Annotated in this window: 18 protein-coding genes; 1 reads left to right on the top strand and 17 read right to left on the bottom strand. The window is 62.7% G+C overall.

Annotated features, from left to right (window positions below):
• Positions 1 to 3: 3 nt before the first annotated feature.
• The 9 genes from JI744_RS18875 to JI744_RS18835 all read right to left on the bottom strand — a co-directional run bounded on the left by JI744_RS18875 (position 4) and on the right by JI744_RS18835 (position 7,918).
• Entirely contained in the window at positions 4 to 1,083 is a 1,080-nt protein-coding gene (locus tag JI744_RS18875) for an amino acid ABC transporter permease (RefSeq protein ID WP_202662735.1), read from the bottom strand.
• Positions 1,080 to 2,258 (bottom strand): ABC transporter permease subunit, encoded by a 1,179-nt coding sequence (locus JI744_RS18870; protein ID WP_202662734.1) that lies wholly within the window; start codon positions 2,256 to 2,258, stop codon positions 1,080 to 1,082. The genes JI744_RS18875 and JI744_RS18870 overlap by 4 nt, the downstream gene beginning before the upstream one ends.
• Positions 2,259 to 2,343: 85 nt before the next feature.
• Positions 2,344 to 3,375 carry an amino acid ABC transporter substrate-binding protein gene (locus JI744_RS18865; protein WP_202662733.1) on the bottom strand — a complete coding sequence of 344 codons (1,032 nt, stop codon included), beginning with the start codon at positions 3,373 to 3,375 and terminating at the stop codon, positions 2,344 to 2,346.
• Positions 3,376 to 3,496: 121 nt separating this feature from the next.
• Entirely contained in the window at positions 3,497 to 4,246 is a 750-nt protein-coding gene (locus tag JI744_RS18860) for an SDR family NAD(P)-dependent oxidoreductase (RefSeq protein WP_202662732.1), read from the bottom strand.
• Positions 4,247 to 4,253: 7 nt separating this feature from the next.
• A complete protein-coding gene (locus tag JI744_RS18855; protein WP_202662731.1) occupies positions 4,254 to 4,967 on the bottom strand; it encodes an SDR family oxidoreductase in 714 nt (237 codons plus the stop codon).
• A gap of 214 nt (positions 4,968 to 5,181) precedes the next feature.
• The gene (locus tag JI744_RS18850) at positions 5,182 to 5,940 is read right to left on the bottom strand and encodes a FadR/GntR family transcriptional regulator (protein ID WP_202662730.1); all 759 of its coding nucleotides are present in this window, start codon (positions 5,938 to 5,940) and stop codon (positions 5,182 to 5,184) included.
• Between the two features lie 34 nt (positions 5,941 to 5,974).
• Positions 5,975 to 6,322 (bottom strand): RidA family protein, encoded by a 348-nt coding sequence (locus tag JI744_RS18845; RefSeq protein ID WP_202662729.1) that lies wholly within the window; start codon positions 6,320 to 6,322, stop codon positions 5,975 to 5,977.
• Positions 6,323 to 6,324: 2 nt separating this feature from the next.
• Positions 6,325 to 7,116: an SDR family NAD(P)-dependent oxidoreductase gene (locus JI744_RS18840; protein ID WP_202662728.1), complete on the bottom strand. Its 792-nt coding sequence runs from the start codon at positions 7,114 to 7,116 to the stop codon at positions 6,325 to 6,327.
• Complete coding sequence (locus tag JI744_RS18835; RefSeq protein ID WP_202662727.1) at positions 7,109 to 7,918, bottom strand: shikimate dehydrogenase family protein; 810 nt, start codon at positions 7,916 to 7,918, stop codon at positions 7,109 to 7,111. Before JI744_RS18835 ends, JI744_RS18840 begins: the two co-directional genes overlap by 8 nt.
• Positions 7,919 to 8,004: 86 nt before the next feature.
• Between JI744_RS18835 and JI744_RS18830 the strand changes: the two genes are divergently transcribed.
• The gene (locus tag JI744_RS18830; RefSeq protein WP_202662726.1) at positions 8,005 to 9,222 is read left to right on the top strand and encodes an NAD(P)/FAD-dependent oxidoreductase; all 1,218 of its coding nucleotides are present in this window, start codon (positions 8,005 to 8,007) and stop codon (positions 9,220 to 9,222) included.
• A 3-nt stretch (positions 9,223 to 9,225) separates the two neighbouring features.
• Here JI744_RS18830 and JI744_RS18825 read toward each other — a convergent pair whose 3' ends face one another.
• The 8 genes from JI744_RS18825 to JI744_RS18790 form a co-directional block, all read right to left on the bottom strand.
• Positions 9,226 to 10,434 (bottom strand): NAD(P)/FAD-dependent oxidoreductase, encoded by a 1,209-nt coding sequence (locus tag JI744_RS18825; RefSeq protein WP_202662725.1) that lies wholly within the window; start codon positions 10,432 to 10,434, stop codon positions 9,226 to 9,228.
• Positions 10,431 to 11,249: an NAD-dependent epimerase/dehydratase family protein gene (locus JI744_RS18820; protein ID WP_202662724.1), complete on the bottom strand. Its 819-nt coding sequence runs from the start codon at positions 11,247 to 11,249 to the stop codon at positions 10,431 to 10,433. Before JI744_RS18820 ends, JI744_RS18825 begins: the two co-directional genes overlap by 4 nt.
• The gene (locus JI744_RS18815) at positions 11,246 to 12,460 is read right to left on the bottom strand and encodes a pyridoxal phosphate-dependent aminotransferase (protein WP_202662723.1); all 1,215 of its coding nucleotides are present in this window, start codon (positions 12,458 to 12,460) and stop codon (positions 11,246 to 11,248) included. Before JI744_RS18815 ends, JI744_RS18820 begins: the two co-directional genes overlap by 4 nt.
• Positions 12,457 to 14,064, bottom strand: coding sequence for a hydantoinase B/oxoprolinase family protein (locus JI744_RS18810; RefSeq protein ID WP_202662741.1), 1,608 nt, complete (start codon positions 14,062 to 14,064; stop codon positions 12,457 to 12,459). The genes JI744_RS18815 and JI744_RS18810 overlap by 4 nt, the downstream gene beginning before the upstream one ends.
• Positions 14,064 to 16,163: a hydantoinase/oxoprolinase family protein gene (locus JI744_RS18805; protein ID WP_202662722.1), complete on the bottom strand. Its 2,100-nt coding sequence runs from the start codon at positions 16,161 to 16,163 to the stop codon at positions 14,064 to 14,066. The genes JI744_RS18810 and JI744_RS18805 overlap by 1 nt, the downstream gene beginning before the upstream one ends.
• On the bottom strand, positions 16,160 to 17,827 hold the full coding sequence (locus tag JI744_RS18800) for a thiamine pyrophosphate-dependent enzyme (protein WP_202662721.1): 1,668 nt from the start codon (positions 17,825 to 17,827) through the stop codon (positions 16,160 to 16,162). Before JI744_RS18800 ends, JI744_RS18805 begins: the two co-directional genes overlap by 4 nt.
• 112 nt (positions 17,828 to 17,939) lie before the next feature.
• On the bottom strand, positions 17,940 to 19,328 hold the full coding sequence (locus tag JI744_RS18795) for an FAD-binding oxidoreductase (RefSeq protein WP_202662720.1): 1,389 nt from the start codon (positions 19,326 to 19,328) through the stop codon (positions 17,940 to 17,942).
• Positions 19,329 to 19,346: 18 nt separating this feature from the next.
• Positions 19,347 to 20,780 carry an aldehyde dehydrogenase family protein gene (locus JI744_RS18790; protein WP_202662719.1) on the bottom strand — a complete coding sequence of 478 codons (1,434 nt, stop codon included), beginning with the start codon at positions 20,778 to 20,780 and terminating at the stop codon, positions 19,347 to 19,349.
• Between the last annotated feature and the right edge of the window lie 288 nt (positions 20,781 to 21,068).

The following is a 21,068-nucleotide window of genomic DNA, read 5'->3' as shown; positions in this document are numbered from 1 at the left end:
GGATCATTCCTTGCGCTGGCCGGCGTTCATCCGGCTTTCCAGATAGGCGCCATAGCGCGACAGGCCGAAGACGAAGCTGAAGTAGATAAGCGAGATGAAGGCATAGACCTCGACATAGGCGAATTTCCATTCGCCGGTCTGATAGGCGGTGTTGCCCGCTGCCAGCAGTTCGACAAAGCCGACCACGACCACCAGCGATGTCTCCATGAAGGTGATCACGATTTGATTGATGGTGGCGGGCAGCGCCAGCCGGAAGGCTTGCGGCAGGACGATGCGGCTGATCCTGTGCCAATAGGGCAGGCCAAGGGCCTTGGCGGCCTCTTCCTGACCCTTGGAGATGCCCTGAAACCCGCCGCGCAGAATCTCGGCCTCATAGGCGGCAAAGAACAGGGCGCCGCCCCAGATCACGCGATAGAGTTTGTCGCCTGTCAGGGCATCTGGCAGCACGAAGGGCAGCACGATGGCAAAGGCGAACAGGATCGACAGCAGCGGCAGCGAACGGATTGTGTCGATGATGATCCCCGTCACCCGCGCGATCACCGGCAGGTCAGACCGCCGCATCAGCGCCAGGCCAATGGCCATGGGCATGCCAAGAACCGATGTTGTCACGAACAGGAACAGCGTCAGCGCCAGCCCGCCCCATTGCTGTTCATCCACCGGGATCAGCCCGAAATAGCCCCCCCGCATCAGGATGTAAAAGGCTGCGGTCCCCAGTCCCCACACAGCCGCCAGCCTCCAGAACCGCCACATAACCGGCAGGCAGGACAGGATGGTCATCACCACCACAACCGCGCAAGCGATGGCAGAGCGCCATTGTTCCTCATAAGGATAGATGCCGAACAGGATCACCCGCCAGCGCACCGCGATCACCGACCAGCAGGCCCCACCCTTGGCCATACATTCGGCTTGGGTGGCGGTGGCGGTAAAGCTGCCGCGCAACAAGGCCCAGTTCAGCACGGCCCAGCCAATGCCAATAATCAACCCCAGGCTGATCAGTGTCAGCAGGCCAGAGCCGGCAGAACCGAAATACTCGGCCCGTATCCGCTGCAAGCGGCGGTTCGACAGGTATGGTTGCGCGGTCATGTTGCCACTCCGACCAGATTACCCTTGAGCGCGATGGCCCGGTTCAGCCGGTTCAGCACCGCCGCCAGCGTGAAGTTGATGCACAAGAACCCCGCCATCAGGATGCCGATCAGTTCCAGCGTCTGGCCCGAATGGGTGATCGATGTGGCGATGACCATGAAGAAATCCGAAAAGCCGACGGCGATGCCAAGGGTCGTCGCCTTGATCAGCCAGACATATTGGTTGATCAGAATGGGCAGCATGGCGCGAAAGGCCAGCGGCATGCGGACACGGGCAAAGACCTGCCAGTTCGTCAGGCCCAAGGCACGGGCCGCCTCGATCTGGCCGCGCCCCACCGCCTTGAAGCCACCGCGCACGATCTCGCCGACATAGGCCCCGCCATAAAGCATGATGGCCAGCGCTAGGCTAAGGATTTCCGGCTGAATGCGAACCCCGCCCTTGATGGACAGCCCGGCCAGTTCGGGTGTGGTGATCCAGAGGGTGCCCGGCTCGTGGCCCAGCACGGCCGCCAGGATGCAGGTCGCCAGCGTCACGCCAAGAATTGCCCAAAGCCCCGCGCGCCGCGCCGGACGCTCGACCTTGCGAAAGCGTTGGGCGGTAACAAACCACACAGCGGCCAGCCCACCCACCGCCAGTGCCGTCAGCATCTGCACTGCGGCCCCGTATGACACGCCAAGGCCCGGCGTATAAATCCCGCGAGAGCTGGCCAGAAAGCCGTGGGCTTGCAGGGCCTGACGCGGACCGGGAAGGCTGGTTGCCACGGCGTACCAGAAATACAGTTGCACGATCAGCGGCAGGTTGCGGAAAACCTCGATATAAATCGTTCCCAGCAGACGCGCCGCCGGATTGCGTCCCGACCGCATCAGCCCGACGACCAACCCGATGGCCGTGGCGCCAGACAGGCCGATCACCCCCATGAACAGGGTGTTCAGCACCCCCATCAGCATAAACCACCAATAGGGGTCATCCCGGCTGACCGGCAGCAGCGCAAAGTTCATTTCCCACGCTGTCGATTTCGTCAGGAAGGCAAACCCCGAGGTCATGTTTTGCGCAGCAAGGTTGATATGCGCCGTGACGATGGCAAGGCCAAGGCCGGCGACCAGTATGGCGATGAATGCCGTCTGCACCGCGATACGCCGCACAGACCGGCTGCGCCAGAAGGGAAGGGGCGACATGGGGCGTTTCCTTGTCGGAGAGGAAAGGGCGGGGAAGTCGAAAAAATGGGGCCGCACCTGCGGGCGCGGCCCCTCTGCCAAAGGATCAGTCGATCACGAAGGGGTAAAGCACGCCCCCGGCATTCCACAGCGCGGTCAGGTCGCGCGGCATCTTGTAGGGCGAACCCTGGCCAAGACCGCGCTCGAACACTTCGGAATAGTTGCCGACCTTCTTGATGACATTGTAGGCCCAGTCATCAGACAGACCCAGACCCTTGCCGATACCCGGCGTCGCGCCCAGCATCTTGCCTATCTCGGTCGAGGGCGGGTTGGCCTTCATCTCATCGACGTTCTGCGAGGTGATGCCTTCCTGTTCGGCAAACAGCATGACCGACAGCGTCCAGTTGGCGACATCAAGCCAGTTGTCATCGCCCTGACGGACGATCATCACTTCGGGTTCGGTAGCCAGAACGTCAGGCAGCAGAACATAGGCCGACGGGTCTTTTTGCTGGCTGGCGGCAATCGCAAGAACCGGCCCCCATTGCGCATAGGTGTCGCAGCGGCCCGAGAAGAAGGCCTTTTCGATTTCCTCGGTCTTGTCGATGGCGACGACTTCCATCTTGATGCCAAGGCGTTGCAGGTAAGAGGTGACCTGCTGTTCGGTCGAAGTGCCTGCGGGCACACAGATCGAACCGCCATCGGCCTCTTTCAGTCCGGTCAAACCCAGTTCCTTGTGCGCCATCACCTTGGTGGTGCCAAGGTAGTAGGAATTCGAGAATTGCAGGCCAAGTTCGGTGTCACGGCTCAGCGTGCCACCCGAGGCCTTGATCACGATGTCGATGTCGCCCGACTGAAGCGAGGGCCAGCGCTGCGCCCAGTCGATCGGCACGATCTTGACCTTTTCGGGATCGCCGAACACGGCCGTTGCAACCGCGCGGCACAGGTCAATGTCGAGGCCCTTCCAGTTGCCCTTGTCATCCACCTCGGCAAAGCCAAGGTAAGACCCGATAGAGCCGGGGCAGTTCAGCGTGCCGCGCGCCTGTACCGCCTTCAGCGTGTCTCCGGCTTCGGCATGGGCCGCGACGGACGACAGCGCGACGACACCGGCCGTGATCGCCCCTTTGATCCAAATAGTCATTCTTGCCACTCCCAGGTTGGCGAGGATGCAGGCATTGCTTTGCCGTCCCCGGACGGCCTGCGCTGCGTCCGGGGGGTTTCTGGCCCCGGCACTGCCGGGGGGTCGTTCCTGGAAAATCGTATCAGGCGTAGATGTAACCACCTGAAACGATGATATTTTCGCCGGTCATATAGGTGTTCTTCGGTCCACCGGCCATCAGCACCCATTCGGCCATTTCCTGCGGCTCTCCACCACGGCCCAGCGGGCTGGCCTTGGCCAGTTCGTCCAGAAAGCCCAAGGCGCGGGCCTTTTCGGTGGCCATGCCGGCCGGCGCGACCGAGTTCACCAGAATTCCGTCCGGGGCGACATGATCCGCGACAGAGCGGGTCAGGCTGACCACGGCGGCCTTGGTGGCGGCATAATGGATGTTCTTCGGATGGGCCTTGAAGGCATCGACCGAGGTGATGTTGACGATGCGGCCACGCACGACGCCCTGCGGTTCCTGGCGTCGCATCTGTTCAATGGCGGCAACCATCATGTGATAGGTGCCCTTGATGTTGATGGCGTTGGATAGATCCCATTCCTCATCCGTGACACCCAGCGTCGGGCGACGGGGATAGACCGCCGCACAGTTGATCAGGGTATCGACACGGCCAAGCGCTGCGGCAACGGTGGAAAAGGCCGTCTGCGAGGCGGCGGCGGTGCGGATGTCGCAAGCGGCAGAAGCTGCCTTCAGGCCCTTGGCGCGGGCGGGGGCCAGCGCAGCCTCGGCCCCTTCGGCGTTGATGTCGATGATGCCGATGCCAGCGGCACCCGCCTCGACAGCCATTTCGGCAAGAAGGGCACCAAATCCGGCGCCACCGCCGACGATCACGACGTTAAGGTTTTTCATGTCTGGCTCACTTGAGTTTGATGGGGGGGACGGGCCGGGTTGGCATGATGTCCAGCCGGGTTATATCGGCGCGGGCGGGCAGGCCCAAAACCGCAACCAGCGCCTCGGCGACATCTTCGGGCTGCAACGACTGGCCACCCTCGTACATGGCGCTGCGGGTCTCGTCGGTCAGGATCTGGGTATAAAGGGCGGTCTCGACGCGGCCGGGGACAAGTTCGGTCACGCGGATGCCGCTGGCCGCGACATCGCCGCGCAGGCCCGCCGCAAAGGCCGCGATTGCCGCCTTGGTCGCGGCATAGACGGCAAAATTTGCCCCCGGAGCATGGGCGGCGGACGAGCCTGTAAAGACGATATGCCCGGCCTGCCGTTGCCGCATCTGCGGCACGACAGCCCGCGTCAGCCACAGCACCGCCTGCAAGTTCACCAGAACCGTGCGGTCAATATCTTCAAGGCTCATCGTGTCAAAGCTGCCGGGTTGCGGCATGACACCGGCATTGTTCACCAGAACATCGATCTGCCACGCCCCAAGGGCCGCAGCCAGTGCGTCACGGTCGGTCACATCAACCGCCACGGTCGAGATACCGGGCGCCACAGCCCGCAGCTCTGCCAGAGCATCTTGCGAGCGGCCCAAGGCCAGAACGCCGTAACCTGCCTTGTGCAAGGCCAGGGCCATTGCCCGGCCAATGCCGCTGGTCGCTCCGGTAATCAGGGCTGTCTTCATCTGCGGTTCCTGTCTTGATCGACACAGGATGTCCGCACCGAGGCGATCACAAAAGGAAGAAATGCGTGGAAAACGAAAGTCAGGCTTTTGTGTTCGCAACCGCCGGCCTTGCATGCAGACTGCATGCTTGGGGATGTAGCAAGAGCCGACCTCCCAAAGCAAGCGCGCCACGCAGGTCAGGGCGTGACGCAGAGGTTTTTCAGCAGACGGTGGATCAGGGCGCCGGGCTTTCTGAGAAAAGGGCTACGGGCAGCGCGGAGGGGTCAGGGGCCAGACCCTTTGCAAAGGCCAAGGCCCGCAGGCGTTCCAGGCTGTTCAAAAGGTGGCGGCGCATGGCACGACGCGCGCCTGTCTCATCCTGGCTTTCGATGGCAAGGACGATGGCCTCGTGTTCCTGATGGATGCGGTCGAAGTAATCCACCTTCAGCGCATCGGTCAGCACATAACCAAGCTGTAACCGGGGAACCAGCGCACCGCTGAGATAGGTCAGGAAATCAAGGATTTGCGGATTGCGCGTTGCACGGGCAATGGCAAGGTGAAAATCATAGTCGTAATGCACCCGCGCCTTGGACAGATCGGGGTGGTTGGCATCCACCCGTTCCATCTCGGCGCGGATGTTGGCGGCTTCGGCTGCAGTCCGGCGCAGGGCGCACAGACCGGCAGCCTCGACCTCGACCGCCAGACGCAACTCCAGCAAGGCGATGGTCTGGGGCAAGGCGCGCAAGTCCTGATCAGGGATCGAATAGCTGGACATTGGCGCTTCGCTGACAAAGACGCCTTTGCCCTGACGCGGAATGACCAGCCCTTCCGAACGCAGCCGCGCCACCGCCTCGCGCACCACGGTGCGGCTGACCTCATGCACCTCGCACAGCTCGGTTTCGGTCGGCAATTGCACACCCGGCCCCAGCTTGCCCGAGCGGATCTGTTCCAGCAGCCGTTCAAAGACCACGGTCGAGAGGGACTTGCGTTTCATCCAGCGCCTTGGGTTGCCTGTCCTGTCCGTCCTATCAGACGGCAGCGGTCACGATCAACTCTACCAACATGCCTGCCTTGGCCATCCGCCCCTCGCCAGAAGAGCGCGCTGGGGCGTGGTCCATCGGCATCCAAGCATCCCAGACTTTGTTCACCTCGTCAAAGTCGCGCACGTCATCCAACCACATCTGCACATGCAGGATGTTCTTGCGGCTGCTGCCCGCCTTGGTCAGCAAGGTGTCGATCTTGTCCAGAACTTCGCCCATCTGGGCCGCAGCCGACCGGCCCGGCGTGCCGACCTGCCCGGTCAGATACACCGTGCCGTTGTGGATTACCGCGTGATGGATGCGGGTATCGAAGTCGAGGCGTTGAATTTGCGTCATGGTCATATCCTGATCGGGTTGCCGCGCAGGTAGTGCGCGTAAGGGGCCTGAACCAGCCAGCCCGCATCGACCGGAAGGGTAACCCCGGTGATGCTGGCGGCGCGGTCAGAACAAAGGAACAAGGCCGCCTCTGCCACGTCTTCGGGCTGCACGAATTTGCGCAGGGCGGTGGTGGCCAGAATGGCCTCGGGGTTGCGTTCCCCGGCTGCGATCTTGGCCTGCAACCCGTCCGACAAGGTATAGCCGGGCGCCACCGCATTCACGCGGATGCCTTGGGGGCCAAGCTCATTCGCCAGAATTTCGGTCAGGGCCTTTACCGCCTGTTTGCCGGGGGTATAGGCGGGCAGCGACAAGGGTGCGAAAGACGCCAGAGAGCCGACGTTCAAAATGGCCCCGGTGCCGCGTTCGGCCATCATGCGCCCGAAAACCTGTGCGCCAACCAGCGTGCCGCGATAGTTGATGCGCCACAGGCGTTCGTCTTCGTCCAGGGGCTGGTCCAGCACACGCTTGCCGCTTTGCAGGATACCCGCGCAGTTCACCAGAATATCAGGCACGCCATGGCCGGATTGCACAGCCCTGCCAAGGGCATGAACCGACTCCGGCTCTGCCACATCCACCGGCAGGAAGGTTGCGGCAGGTGCCCCGGCATCAATGCAGGCCTGCGCCACAGCGCCGCCCCGCGCCGCGTCGCGTCCGGCGATCAGCAGCCTGTGGCCTTCGGTGGCAAAGCGCAGAGCAATGGCGCGGCCAATGCCAGAGGTGCCGCCAATGATCAGGGACAAAGCCTCAGACATTGCGGTTCTTCCTGTCCACATCCAGAAAATCGGCCATTCCCTGCATCTGGCAATCCATCATCGGCTGGCCCGGTTGCACCTGACAGCCCCGCGCCCTCGCCTCGGCCAGCAACCGGGTTTCGGCGGGTTCCATGATGATATCGGCCACGATCATGCCGGGGCGCAACGCCTCAACCGGCAGTGGCAGCGGGTCGGTCGGTTTCATGCCGACCGGCGTTGCGTTGACGACAAGGCTCATTCCGGCCGGATCATTTGACCCGGCGCTGACCTGACAGGCCGGAAAGGCGGCTTGCACGGCAGCGGCCAGCGTCTTTGCTCTGTTCTCATCAATATCGCTGATCGTCAGTGAGGTCGCGCCCTCTTCGGCAAGGCAATGCGCGATAGAGCAGCCCGCCCCGCCCGCACCCACTTGCAGAACGCGCTGACCCGCGATGGTGTGACCGGCCTTCTTCATCGCCAGCACAAAGCCAAAGCCGTCAAAATTATCAGCCTCCCACCCGCCAGACGGCAGCCGGCGCAGGATGTTCGCCGCCCCAACCCGTGCCGCGCGCGGATGCGCCGTTTCGGCCTTGGCCAGCGCGGGAACCTTGTAGGGGATCGAAATGATCACGCCACGCAGGTTGGACAGGGCCGTCAGCCCGGCCCACAGCGTATCAAATTCCCCGGGCGCGCAGGTGATCGGCATCATCAGGCTGTCAAGGCCCCGCTCTTCGAACAGGGCGTTGAACATGCCGGGGCTTTTCGCATGGCCGATCGGATGAGCCAGCATGGCGAAAACATCGGCCTTTGCACTTCCTCGCATGACGATTCCCTTTCTGTCGGATTCGATCTTGATTTTGTCAGGTTATCAGTCATCATACAAATGACAACCAAGAATCTGAGGGTTCCATGCCGATTCCGACCTATCATCCGCCAAAAAAATCCCGTTATGACGTTGTTATCGTCGGTGGTGCGGCGGTTGGTTCTTCGGTGGCCTATTGGCTGACGCTGGAGGCGCAGGGCAAGGTTTCGGTTCTGGTGGTCGAACGGGATTCGACCTATGAGTTTTCGTCTACCGCCCTGTCCACCAGCGCAATCCGCCAGCAATATTCCAATCCGATCAATGTGAAGATCAGCCAGTTCGGCGTCGAAATCATTCGCAGTTTTGCCGACCGGATGGCGCCCTATTTTCCGGGCGAACCGGCACCGGACCTTGGGTTTAAGGAATATGGCTACCTTTATTGCTGTTCGCCCGAAGGAGTCGAGGCCGCGAAAGAGCGGGTCGAGATGCAGCGCAGCCTTGGCGCGCATACCGTCTTTCTGGAGCCTGCGGCGTTGCAGGTGCAATTTCCCTGGCTGAACGTCGATGATCTGGGGGGCGGGTCATGGGGGGCCGAGGCCGAGGGCTGGTTTGATTCCATGGGCCTGCTGACCGGCTTTCGCCGTGGTGCGAGGGCGATGGGGGCCGAATATATCGACAATGCGGTGACAGGTATGACCGTGGCCGATGGCAAGGTGACCGGGGTGCAGTTGGCCACCGGCGAAACCATCGCCTGCGGCACGCTGGTCAACGCCGCCGGGCCGCGCGCCCAGCAGGTGGCGGCGATGGCGGGATTGTCGATTCCGGTGGCCCCGTTCAAGCGCTATAGCTTTGTCTTTTCCAGTGCGACGCCGATTCCCGGCCGGATGCCCAATGTGATCGACTTGTCGGGAACCTTCGTGCGCCCCGAAGGCCCGCTGTTCCTGACTGGCAACACACCGGGCGATGATGGCCCGGCAGATTATGACGATTTCTCGCCGCGCCATCAGGAATTCGAGGATGCGATCTGGCCTGCCCTTTACCACCGCATCCCGGCCTTTGATGCGCTGAAGGTGCAGCAGGCCTGGACCGGGCATTACGAATACAACATGCTGGATCACAACGGCATCGTGGGCTTTCACCCCGAAGTGACCAACTTCATGTTCGCAAACGGCTTTTCCGGCCACGGGTTGCAGCAATCCCCCGCCACGGGCCGCGCTGTGATGGAGCTGATCACCTATGGCGGGTTCCGCACGCTGGATCTGTCGCCCTTTGCCTACGACCGTATTCCGGCCAACCGGCCATTTCTGGAAGAAGCTGTGATTTGAGCGTCAGATCACAGCCTTTTCAAGGAAGGGCCGGTTTTCCACGATGCGCTGATAACCGACTTCGGTCAGATCCAGCGTGCGGAACCCGCCATAGGTGATCAGTTCCGCAACCCCGCGCCCGGCGGCCGGGCCTTGTTGCAAGCCATGGCCGGAATAGCCGTTGGCATAGACAAAATTGCGCACCACAGGATGCTGCCCGACGATCAGGTTATGATCCAGCGTGTTGAAATCGTAATGGCCTGCCCATTGGTTCACCACCTTGATCGCCTCGAACCGGGGCGAGCGGTTGGCCAGCGCGGGCCAGATCGCATCTTCGAATTCCTCATACCGGGGTTCGAAATCGTCCCAATCGACAGCCGGGTCTTCCACCGGGGCGGCGCCCGACAGGAAATAGCGGCCTTCGGGGCGGCAGAACACACCCGACGGGTCGATCATCAAGGGCAGGCGGCCATTGTTGACGGTGGCGCTGCCTTCGGGGGTTTGCGCGCAATCAAATATAAAGAGCGTGCGCTTGCGCGGCTCCACCGGCACATCCAGCCCTGCCATCCGCGCCGTCAGTGCCGCACGGGGGCCAGAGGCGTTGACGATATGCCCCGCTTGAACCACTGCACCGGATTTCAGCGTGACCGAGGTGACAGCATCGCCCGCGCGGCCAATCGCCACCACCTCATCTGTGACATATTCGGCCCCCAAGGCCCGCGCCTTGGCCTTGAAACCGTTCATCAACCCGGTGTTGGAAAACCAACCTTCGCCCGACTGGCCATAGCTGGCCAAAAGAATGTCATCCACATTCAGATGCGGAAAAGCGCGGTGCAGCGCCTCTTGATCCCACAACACGACATCGGCCCCGCAGGCCCGCTGCACGGCATGGTTTTCGCGCAGCACCTGCGCCTGATCTTCGGTGCCCGCCAGAAACAGATAGCCGCCCTGATGAAAGTTCAGATCTGGCGGTGCCTCGCCCGCGATCTGCATCGTTGCCGCGAAATCCTTGATGAAGGCAGAGCCGAACTGGCTGATCTTTACATTGATCGGGTTGGAAAACTGCGTGCGGATCGAGGAAGAAGACAGCGAGGTCGAGGCAAAGCGATAGGTCGGGTCGCGTTCGACCACCAGCACAGAGCCGTTGAAATCGGGGTTCGCGGTCAGGAAATACGCCACCGCCGACCCGATCACCGCCCCGCCGACGATCACCACATCATAGGAAGGTTTCACTTCGCCGCCTCGTCATCGGGGTGGCCCATTTCGACGAAGAATCCGCCGAGGAATTGGACCGCCGGGGCCTTGGGGTCCGGAACCGGGGTTTTGGCCTCCATCGCATCGCGGTAGGCTTCGGTGTTGTCCTGGGGGTTGTAGCCGAGGTGGCCCGCCAACCGGTTATCGACCGGCTTTTCCTTGTTGTCGGAAATCCCGAAGGACACGGTAAACCCGACGCGGGGCGCGGTCAGGGCGGCGGCGGTCAGGCGGTTGCAATCTTCAAACGACAGCCACGACCACAGGTGACGGCGGTCGGCGGGCTCGGGGAAAGATGAGAAGATGCGCAGGGATACGGTCTCAATCCCGAATTTGTCCCAGTAAAGCCGACCCAAATCTTCGACAAAGCATTTCGACAGCCCATAAAGCCCGTCGGGGCGATGCGGCGCGTTGGTGTCTATGTGATCCTCCAGCCGGTGAAAGCCGATGGCATGGACCGACGAGGCATAGACCACGCGGCGGATGCCGTGCTTCCGGGCTGCTTCGTAGATATGATAGCTGCCGCGAATGTTGCTATCGAGGATCTCTTGCCAAGGCCGTTCCATCGGTGCGCCGCCGAAATGGACGATGGCATCGCAGCCCTCTGCCGCCGCCATCACTGCATCGGCATCGGCAAGATCGAAGGTCACCGATTCCTCATTCGCCGCCAGATCCTTGATGCCGTTGCGGCTGGCCAGACGCAGCTTGCGCGCCAAGGGGGCCAGACCCCGCCGCAATTCGGTGCCCAGACGGCCAGCGGCCCCCGTGATCAGGATGGTGTCGTAACGCGGGCTCATTTGGCACCTGTGGTCAGCTTGGCGACGGCCGTGGCGATCCGGGCGATTGCCTCGGTCAGCACGGCATCGGCGGTGGCGGTCGAGATACGGAAGAACGGCGAGACACCATAGGCGGCACCGGGAACCGATCCGACATGCGCGTGGTGCAGCAGGTAATCCGAAACATCGGTATCGGTTGCCAAGGTCTTGCCTTCGGGTGTGGTTTTGCCGATCAGGCCATCGCAGCCGATATAGGCATAGAACGCGCCTTCGGGTGGCGGCAGGCTAAGACCGGGGATCTTGGCGATGCCTGCGACCACCAGATCGCGGCGACGTTCAAACGCCTTGCGGAATTCGGGGATGCAATCCTGCGGCCCGGTCAGTGCGGCCAAAGCCGCCGCCTGCATCGGGGCTGCGACCGAGGTGCAGCTTTGGCTTTGCACCGTCGTCATCGCCTTGATCAGGGGCGCAGGCCCCGCCGCATAGCCAACGCGCCAGCCGGTCATCGCATAGGCCTTGGCCACGCCATTGACGATCAAGGTGCGGTCGCGCAGTTCCGGGCAGGCTTTGCCAAAGCTGACAAAGCTGCGGTTATCGAACAGGATATGTTCGTAAATCTCATCCGACAGGATCAGCACCTGCGGATGACGCGCCAGCACTGCACCCAATGCCTGCATTTCCGCCAAGGAATAGACAGCGCCCGAAGGGTTGCCCGGCGCGTTCAGGAACAGCCATTTGGTGCGGGGCGTGATCGCGGCTTCCAGCACCTCTGGCGTAAGGCGAAAGCCTTTGTCCGCGCCGCAAACCGGCATCACCGGCACGCCGCCCAACAGCTTGACCATCTCGGGATAGGACACAAAGTAAGGCGCAGGCAGAACCGCCTCATCGCCGTCATTCAGCGTGGCCATCAGTGCGTTGAAGATGATCTGCTTGGCACCATTGGCCACCACAATCTCATCCGCCGCATAGTCCAAACCATTCTCGCGGCGGAGCTTTTCCGCCACCGCCGCCCGCAACGCCGGGGTGCCAGCAGATGCGGTATAGAGCGTATCCCCCGCCAAAGCCGCCTTGTGCGCGGCCTCGGCGATATGTGGCGGGGTCGGGAAATCCGGCTCGCCCAGACCCAGATCGAACACGTCCAGCCCCTTGGCCCGCAATGCCTTTGCCGCCATCGAGGCCGCCATCGAGGCCGAAGGTTTCACCGCTGACAGTCGGTTTGCCACATAGCTCATTTGGTCACATAGCCTTTCAAAACATCATCCGCCCGCGCCTCGGCCAACCGCTTGGCCGGATCGCCATAGCCGCCGCCACCCGGCAAAGCCAGCATCAGCCGCCGCCCCTCTGGCACATGTTGCCAGCCCTTCGGCTTCAACTGCGTGCCATCATCCAGCTGCGCGGTGCCACTTTGGCCGCCCTGCCCGCCATTGCGCCCACGCGGCGCTGTCACCGTGCGGTCGAGCATGGCCGAGAAGTCGAACTCGTGGCCGTCCGCCGGGGCGATCTCGATCATTTGACCCAGGCCGCCGCGATACTGACCATCGCCGCCGCTGTCAGGCCGCAACTCCTTGCGCCAGACCACGATCGGCCCCGCTTGCTCGGTCGCCTCGACCGGCATGGTCATAACGCCCGACGGAAAGGCCGTAGCATTCAGGCCATCCAGTTCAGGCCGCGCGCCCATACCACCCGAGTTGAACATTAGGATTTCCGCCTGCTTGCCACCGGCGCGGGTCGGTTTCACCGACATATGCAGGTTCCACAACGCCCCCGCGCCTTCCGCCAGAATCTTGCCCGGCAAAGCCTGTGCCAATGCCCCCAGCACCAGATCGGGCACCATATGGCCAAACACATGCCGCAACGAGACAGGTGCCGGTCGCGGCGCGTTCAGGATGTTTTCGGGGCTGGAGACGGTGAACGGCTCCAACGACGCCCAGTTGTTCGGAATATCGGGGGCGACCACGCATTTCATCGCATAGCAGGCATAGGCCTTGGTGTAGATGATCGGCACGTTGATGCCCCAGCGGCTGACGCCATCGGTGCCACCGAAATCGACGTTCACCGTATCGTCACGGGTTTCCACCGTCGCCATCAGCTTGACGGGCTGATCATAGCCATCCGTCATCATTGAATTGACCCAAGCGCCGCGCGGCAGGGCTGCAATCCGCTCCAACGTCGCGGCGCGGGTGCGCGAAAAGATGAACGCACCCAAAGCGTCCAGCGTGTCCAGCCCGATCTCGGTCATCATCGCGATCAGGCGTTCGTGGCCAACATCATTGCAGGCCGCCAAAGAATAGAAGTCGCCCACGACCTGATTGGCCTCGCGCACATTGGCGCGCAACATCTGCACGAGGAAGCTGTTCACCACCCCACGCTCGGCGAATTTCATGATCGGGATCTGGATGCCTTCTTCGTAAACCGATTTGCCATCAGCCCCGAACCCGCGCCCACCGACATCAACCACATGCGCGGTGCAAGCAAAGAAGCCGACCAGCACATCGCCCTTGAAGCTGGGGGAGACCATGGTGATGTCATGCAAATGCCCGGTGCCCTTCCACGGGTCATTGGTGACATAGGTGTCGCCCGCGAACATATTCTCGCGGCCAATCTCGTTGATGAAATGCAGCACAGCCTCGGCCATGGTGTTCACATGCCCCGGCGTGCCGGTCACGGCTTGGGCCAGCATCCGTCCTTGCGGATCAAACACCCCCGCCGACAAATCGCCCGCCTCGCGCACCGAGGTCGAAAAGGCCGTGCGCAACAGCGTCATCGCCTGTTCTTCCACCACCGAGATCAGGCGGTTCCACATCACCTGCATGCGGATTTCCTGGGTTTGGTCCATCATTTCGATACCTCCTTGCGGATAAGCAGCAGCGATCCGTCATCCTGCATCACCACATCGAAGGGCGAGGTCACGACGGTAGAGGTTTCACGCTCGACCACGACCACCGGCCCCGGAACGCGCGCACCAAAAGCAAGAGCGCTACGTTCAATGATGCCGGTGATCTGGTCTTGCCCCGTGGCCGGATCGAAAACCGGGCGGGACATGGGGGCAGCAGCCGTGCTGCGGCCCGTCGTCAGGGTAACGGGGGCGGGCGCGGGGCGCTGATCCGCCGCCTTGACCGAAATCGTCACGATTTCAATCTCCAGCCCCGAACCGCCCACGCCATCCAATCCGTCGATGGCACGGCCAAAATAGCGCGCATAGGCGGAGCGGAAGCCGTCGCGGATCAGGTTGGCATCCTCTGCGGTGAAGGGCCGATCAGGCAATGGCACCGGAATTTCCCAGCCCTGCCCGCGATAGCGCATGAAGGCCACGGTTTCGCAATATACTGCCCCGGCCGAACCCTGCGCGACAAAGCCCTTCGCGGTGTCTTTCAGCCCCGCCACCAGAGCGTTGACCGAAGCCGGATCAAAGCTGGACATCCCGATGATGCGTGAGGCGAGGCTTTCATAGCCAAACGGCGCTTTCAGAAAGCCGATGGCAGAGCCGACACCCGCACCCGGCGGCACGAGACAACGGTCGATGCCCAGCTTTTCGCACAGACGCGCCGCGTGCAGCGGGGCCGCGCCGCCAAAGGCGATCATCATATTGTCAGAGATGTTCTTGCCGTTCTCCACCGCATGCACGCGCGCGGCGTTGGCCATGTTTTCATCCACCACCTCGCAGATGCCAAAGGCCGCCGATTGTGCCGACAGCTTCAGCCGGTCGCCAACATGCGCCCCGACCGCCGCCGCCGCCTTCTCAGTAGACAGCTTGATCGCGCCACCGGCGAAGTTGTCGGGGTCAAGCTTTGACAAGATCAGATCGGCATCGGTGATCGCAGGACGGTTGCCGCCGCGCTGATAACAGGCAGGCCCCGGTTCAGACCCCGCACTTTCCGGCCCGGTCTGAATCCGCCCCATCGCATCAACCCAAGCGATAGAACCGCCGCCCGCGCCAATCTCGATCATCTCGATCACCGGAATCGAAATCGGCATGCCCGAGCCTTTGGCAAACCGCGTTGTCCGCGCCACTTCAAAGGTCCGCGCGGTTTTTGGCGCGAAATCTTCGATCAGGCATATCTTGGCTGTGGTGCCGCCCATGTCATAGCTGACCACCTTTTCCAGCCCAAAGCGCTGCGCCACATCGGCGGCAAAGATCGCACCACCCGCCGGACCGGATTCCACCAACCGCACCGGGAACTCCGAGGCCGTCTCCACGCTGATCAACCCGCCACCCGAGTGGATCATGAACACCGGGCAAGTGGCTCCCTTTTCCTTCAGCCGCACCTGAAAGCGACCCAGATAATCGGCCATTTGCGGGCGCACATAGGCATTGGCGCAGACGGTGTTGAAACGCTCAAACTCGCGCATCTGCGGCGAGACTTCCGAAGAAATGCTGATCGGCAGGCCCGTCGTCGCCAGAATTTCTCGCGCCCGCACCTCATGCGCGCCGTTCATGTAAGAATGCATGAACCCCACCGCGATGGCACCATAACCACCCTTGGCGATGGTTTGCGCCAGCGCCACCAGAGTGGCCTCATCCAGCGCGGCCAATTCCTGCCCCTGCGCGCCGATCCGCCCCGCGACCGGAAAACGATCCTCGCGCGGGACCAAAGGCGTCGGCAGTTTCAGGTTCAGATCATACTGATCGAACCGGCTTTCGGTGCGCATTTCGATCACATCACGGAAGCCCTCGGTGGTGACAAAAGCCACCTTCGCCCCGCGCCGTTCGATCAGCGCATTGGTCGCAAGCGTGGTGCCGTGGATCAGAATCTCCAGATCGGCATAGCCCAGACCTGCTTCGGCCAGAACCACCTCCATCCCATCCAGAATCGCCTGTTCCGGGGCGGTGTAGTTGGTCAGAACCTTGGTCGAATGGATGCGATCCCCGACCTCCAAGGCAATATCGGTAAACGTGCCGCCAATATCGGCACCAAGGCGAATGGATTGGGTCATTGCGTTGCTTTCTGCGCAAGCGCTGCGGCGCGCATCTGGGAAAGGGTTTGGCGCGGTGTCAGCGCCTCGGGTGAGATGTTCAGATCCAGCACCGCCCCGGTTTTCGAGGCCAAGGCGCGGGCCAGCGCTGCCGGGAAGTCTGCAGTGGTCTCAACCTTTTCGGCATGAAAGCCGTAGGCCTGCGCCAGCATCACAAAATCCGGGTTGATCATATCGGTGCCGGAAACCCGACCCGGATAGTGACGTTCCTGATGCGCGCGGATGGTGCCATAGATGCCATTGTTCAAAAGCAAGATCACCGGCTGCGCGCCATATTGCGCGGCGGTGGCCAGTTCCTGACAGTTCATCTGGAAATCGCCGTCACCGGCAAAGCAGATCACCTGCCGCGCCGGATCGGCGATCTTGGCCGCCACAGCGGCGGGCAGGCCATAGCCCATCGCACCCGATTGCGGTGCCAGCAGGCGCGCGTCCGGCCCGAAGGGAAAGAATTTGTTCGGCCAAACCGTGAAATTCCCCGCGCCATTGGTCAGCACCACGTCCTGGGCCAACACCTCGCGCAGATGCTCGGTCGCCCGCGCCATATCCACCGGGGACGGCTGCGGAGGGGCTTTCAGGCTGCCCTCGTATCCCGCCCGCGCCGCCGCACGCCAATCGGCCCAAGGGCCCTGCACCGGGCGCAACGCCTGCACAAAGGCGTTCGGTCCCGCGTGCAGCCCCAGCGTCGGGCGATAGATCTTGCCGATTTCGCGGTCTGATCCGTGGACATGGATGATCTTTTGCTGCGGCGTTGGCACCTGCAACAGCGTGTAGCCATCGGTGGTCATCTCACCAAAGCGCACATTGACCGCCAAAATCACATCGGCATCCGAAATCAGCGCACGCACATGCGGCGGCATGCCCACGCCCGCCTCGCCGACATATTGCGCCGAGTGGTTGTCGAACTGGTCCTGATAGCGGAAGGCCGCAACCACGGGCAGGTCAGAGGCTTCGGCGAAGCGTTGCAGGGCGGCGCGCCCCTCGCCCGTCCAGTTGATGCCACCGAACAGCACGACCGGGCGGCTGGCATTGGCCAGAAGGGCCAGCGCCTCATCCACCGCCGCTGCCGAAGGGCTGGGTTCATGAATACGGACAGGGCCATTCAGCGGGGCCATTCCGGTCAGGCTGGTCAGCATATCTTCGGGCAGGGCGATGACCACAGGGCCGGGGCGTCCGGTGGTGGCGGTGATCCAGGCGCGCGACAGGATTTCCGGGATGCGGTTCACGTCATCGATTTCGACGGCCCATTTCGCCATGGTGCCGAACACGGCAGCATAGTCGATTTCCTGAAACGCCTCGCGCCCCATCATGTCTGTGCCGACCTGACCGACAAAGGTGATCATCGGGGCCGAATCCTGCATTGCAGTATGGATACCGATCGAGGCATTGGTGACCCCCGGCCCGCGCGTCACCATGCAGATGCCGGGTTGGCCGGTCAGCTTGCCCCAGGCCGCCGCCATAAAGGCCGCGCCGCCCTCGTTCCGGCAGTTGATGAAATCAAGCGCGCCTTTGGTATCGTGCAGGGCATCCAGCACCGCCAGATAGCTTTCTCCGGGCACGCCAAAGGCCTTGGTCACCCCCAAAGCCACGAGGCTTTCCACCAAAAGCTGCCCGCCGTTCCTGTGCATCCCGTCGCCTTTCCGTTTTCAGGACCGCAAAGCGGCGTCCCCAACCTTGATACTGCCTCTCCTGATCTCTGACGAAAATAAAGTTCGAACAGAATCAAGAAAGTATTTCTTGTCAATTATCCGCAGGCTCGTGGCCCAGAACCACCCCTGGGTTCATCAGGCCAGCCGGGTCCAGCGCCGCCTTGATTGCCCGCATCAGCCCCCGCTCGGCGGGATCGCGCAGTGCATCGGCCAGTGCGATCTTGGACCGCCCCAGCCCGTGTTCGGCGGCAAAGGACCCGCCCATCGCCTGTGCCAGTTGGGCCAGCCCTTGCGCCAAGGCGGGGGCGGCATTGCCAAAACCGGCTTCGGGCGGGCTGAGGTTGTAATGAATGTTGCCATCGCCCAGATGGCCAAAGGGGTTGATGCGGGTCCCTGGCAGAGCCGTCTGACACAGCACCGCCCCCTGAGCTATGAAATCGGCGATACGGCCGGGTGGCACGGCAATGTCATGCTTGATCTGCGGGCCTTCCAGACGCTGCCCCTCGGGCTGTTCCTCGCGCAACCGCCAAAAGGCCGCGCGCTGCGCTTCGGAGGCGGCAAGCGCCCCATCCAACACCAACCCCGCTTCCATCCCCTTGGTCAGCACATCGGCAAAGATGTCATCCAGCGGCACAAGGCCAGATCCGCTGGCAAGTTCGACCAGCAGGTAGACGGGCGCGCGGCTTGTCAGCGGAAAGCCAAGCCCCGCGACATGCCGCAACGCCAGCCCCAGCCCGAAATCGCAGAAAAACTCCAGCCCGGTCAGGAATTCAGCCGCTTCGGCGCGCAAAAGGGTGCCAAGACGGACAAGGGCGCCAAAATCCGGCAGGGCCAGAAGGGCGGTCGCGCGGTGGCGCGGTTCGGGGGCCAGTCGCAGCACGGCGCGGGTAACGATGCCCAGCGTGCCCTCGGCCCCGCAGAACAGTCGCCGCAAGGCGTAACCGGCGTTGTCCTTTTGCACCTCTCGCAGACCGTTCCAGATGGTGCCATCGGGCAGCACGACCTCCAGCCCCAAGACAAGATCGGCCATCATTCCATGGCGAAAGGCATGGCTGCCACCCGCATTGGTGCCGATCAACCCGCCGATCCGGGCCGACCCTTCGGCCCCCAGATGCAGCGGAAAGATCAGGCCGCTGCCGTCAAGCTTGCGGTGCAGTTCTGCCAGAACAACCCCCGCCCCGACCGTGACCGTAGCACTGTCGGCATTCACGGCACCGATCTGGGCCATGCGCGACAGCGAAAGGATGACCGTGCCGGGCTGGGTCGCCACCGCCGCACCGCAAAGGCCGGTGTTGCCCCCCTGCGGCACAACGGGAACCCCCGCCGCACGGCAGAGCGTAACCACCGCCGCAACCTCGGCAGTCGAGGCGGGGCGCGCCACGCCCAGGGGGGTCACGCCATAACGGTCCAGCCAGTCGCGGCTATAAGACTGGGTATCGGCCCCGGTCAGCCAGCCGCTTGGCCCAAGAAGGTTTGCCAATTCTTGCGTAACCATGGGTCAGCCCGCAAAAACATAGGCGGTCTTGACGGCGGTATAGAAATCCATCGCCATCCGACCCTGCTCGCGCCCGCCCAGACTGGACGCCCCCCGCCCGCCAAAGGGAACGTGATAATCGACCCCCGCCGTTGGCAGGTTCACCATCACCATCCCGGCCTTTGACCGCCGCTTGAACTCTCCCGCCTCTTTCAAAGACCCGGTGCAGATGCCCGAAGACAGGCCAAAGGGCGTGTCATTGGCCACGGCCAGGGCCTCGTCAAAATCTGCCACCTTGATCAGCGCGGCGCAGGGGCCGAAAATCTCTTCGCGCGCCACGCGCATGTCATTGCGCGCGTTTATGAACAACGCCGGGGACTGGAAGGTGCCGGGCAGGTCCAGCCGTTGCCCGCCCATGACCTCGCAGCCCTCTTCGGCGGCCAGGCGAACATAGTCAAGGTTTCCGGCCAACTGGCTTTCCGACACGACCGGCCCGATCTGGGTTTCGGCCTCCAGCGGGTTGCCAAGCCGCAGCTTCCTCATCGCGGTCACAAGCTTCTCGGCAAAGGCATCATGCACCGCAGCCTCGACAATCAGCCGCGACGAGGCCGTGCAGCGCTGTCCGGTAGAAAAGAACGCGCCGTTCAGGCAGGCATTTACCGCCAGATCAAGGTCGGCGCGGGCCGTCACCACCATCGGGTTCTTGCCGCCCATTTCAAGCTGAACCTTCTTCATTGCCTCGGCGCAGCCCCTGGCAATGCCGCGCCCCACACGTTCCGAGCCGGTAAAGGAAATCGCCGAGACATCGGGATGCGTCACCAGCGCCGCGCCGATTTCAGAACCGCGCCCCATGACAAGGTTGAACACACCCGGCGGACAGCCCGCCTCCTCCAGCACCTGTGCCAGCATATGGGCGCAACCCGGCGTAAGGTCGGCGGGCTTCAGGATCACGGCATTGCCCGCCGCCAGCGCGGGTGCAGTTTTCCACGCCGGAATGGCGATGGGAAAGTTCCACGGGGTGATCAGGCCCACGACGCCCAGCGGTTCACGGGTGACCTCCACCTCGATCCCGTCGCGGATCGAGGCCAGCTTCTCACCCGGATTGCGCACCGCCTCACCGGCATAAAAGTGAAAAAGTTGCGCGGCCCGCAGGGCTTCGCCCGTGGCCTCGGCCAGGGTCTTGCCCTCTTCGCGTGCCAGCAGGCGACCCATTTCGGCGGCCCGCGCCAACAGCAGGTCTCCGGCCCGCCGCAGCACATCGGCCCGCAGTTGCGGCGACCCGTTGCCCCAGTGTGGCTGTGCCGCTTTTGCGGCGGCAATGGCGGCGGTGGCATCGGCGGCATCGCCCCTGGAAAAAACGCCGATCAGGTCGCTGGGGTCCGCCGGATTGCGGTTTTCGGCGGCATCGCCCGACGCGAGCCATTGGCCGCCAATGAAATTGCGCTGGATGTCGGACATGAAACCCTCTGTGCTTGAGTGGTCAGGCCAGTCCGGGGAACCGATGGCTGACCGGCCTGTCAGTTTATGCGATTATCGGGCAAGTCCGCGCCGGGAACAGCAGAGAACCCCTTTCCAAAGGAAAGTTGTGCTTTTCTGTTCCCGCCAGACTGGAATTTTTGCCCCGCGCCCCTGCTTTGGGCGCCCGTGATCATTTGCGTTAGTGTGCGTGCTGTGCGCGCACCACCCTTTACAGCTTCGCAGGCCTTACAGCTTTGCGGTGAGTTCCGGGACCAGTGTGAACAGATC

It is taken from the genome of Fuscibacter oryzae, assembly GCF_016765795.1.
Lineage (GTDB): Bacteria > Pseudomonadota > Alphaproteobacteria > Rhodobacterales > Rhodobacteraceae > Fuscibacter > Fuscibacter oryzae.
This window is presented reverse-complemented; position numbering and strand designations above follow the sequence as displayed.

Bases quoted from the DNA above. Each gene is read 5' to 3' on its own strand.
- JI744_RS18850 (WP_202662730.1), bottom strand. From the start codon at position 5,940: ATGAAACGCAAGTCCCTCTCGACCGTGGTCTTTGAACGGCTGCTGGAA.
- JI744_RS18815 (WP_202662723.1), bottom strand. From the start codon at position 12,460: ATGAGCTATGTGGCAAACCGACTGTCAGCGGTGAAACCTTCGGCCTCG.
- JI744_RS18855 (WP_202662731.1), bottom strand. From the start codon at position 4,967: ATGAAGACAGCCCTGATTACCGGAGCGACCAGCGGCATTGGCCGGGCA.
- JI744_RS18805 (WP_202662722.1), bottom strand. From the start codon at position 16,163: ATGACCCAATCCATTCGCCTTGGTGCCGATATTGGCGGCACGTTTACC.
- JI744_RS18830 (WP_202662726.1), top strand. From the start codon at position 8,005: ATGCCGATTCCGACCTATCATCCGCCAAAAAAATCCCGTTATGACGTT.
- JI744_RS18865 (WP_202662733.1), bottom strand. From the start codon at position 3,375: ATGACTATTTGGATCAAAGGGGCGATCACGGCCGGTGTCGTCGCGCTG.
- JI744_RS18810 (WP_202662741.1), bottom strand. From the start codon at position 14,064: ATGGACCAAACCCAGGAAATCCGCATGCAGGTGATGTGGAACCGCCTG.
- JI744_RS18835 (WP_202662727.1), bottom strand. From the start codon at position 7,918: ATGCGAGGAAGTGCAAAGGCCGATGTTTTCGCCATGCTGGCTCATCCG.
- JI744_RS18790 (WP_202662719.1), bottom strand. From the start codon at position 20,780: ATGTCCGACATCCAGCGCAATTTCATTGGCGGCCAATGGCTCGCGTCG.
- JI744_RS18840 (WP_202662728.1), bottom strand. From the start codon at position 7,116: ATGTCTGAGGCTTTGTCCCTGATCATTGGCGGCACCTCTGGCATTGGC.
- JI744_RS18860 (WP_202662732.1), bottom strand. From the start codon at position 4,246: ATGAAAAACCTTAACGTCGTGATCGTCGGCGGTGGCGCCGGATTTGGT.
- JI744_RS18875 (WP_202662735.1), bottom strand. From the start codon at position 1,083: ATGACCGCGCAACCATACCTGTCGAACCGCCGCTTGCAGCGGATACGG.
- JI744_RS18845 (WP_202662729.1), bottom strand. From the start codon at position 6,322: ATGACGCAAATTCAACGCCTCGACTTCGATACCCGCATCCATCACGCG.
- JI744_RS18870 (WP_202662734.1), bottom strand. From the start codon at position 2,258: ATGTCGCCCCTTCCCTTCTGGCGCAGCCGGTCTGTGCGGCGTATCGCG.
- JI744_RS18800 (WP_202662721.1), bottom strand. From the start codon at position 17,827: ATGCACAGGAACGGCGGGCAGCTTTTGGTGGAAAGCCTCGTGGCTTTG.
- JI744_RS18820 (WP_202662724.1), bottom strand. From the start codon at position 11,249: ATGAGCCCGCGTTACGACACCATCCTGATCACGGGGGCCGCTGGCCGT.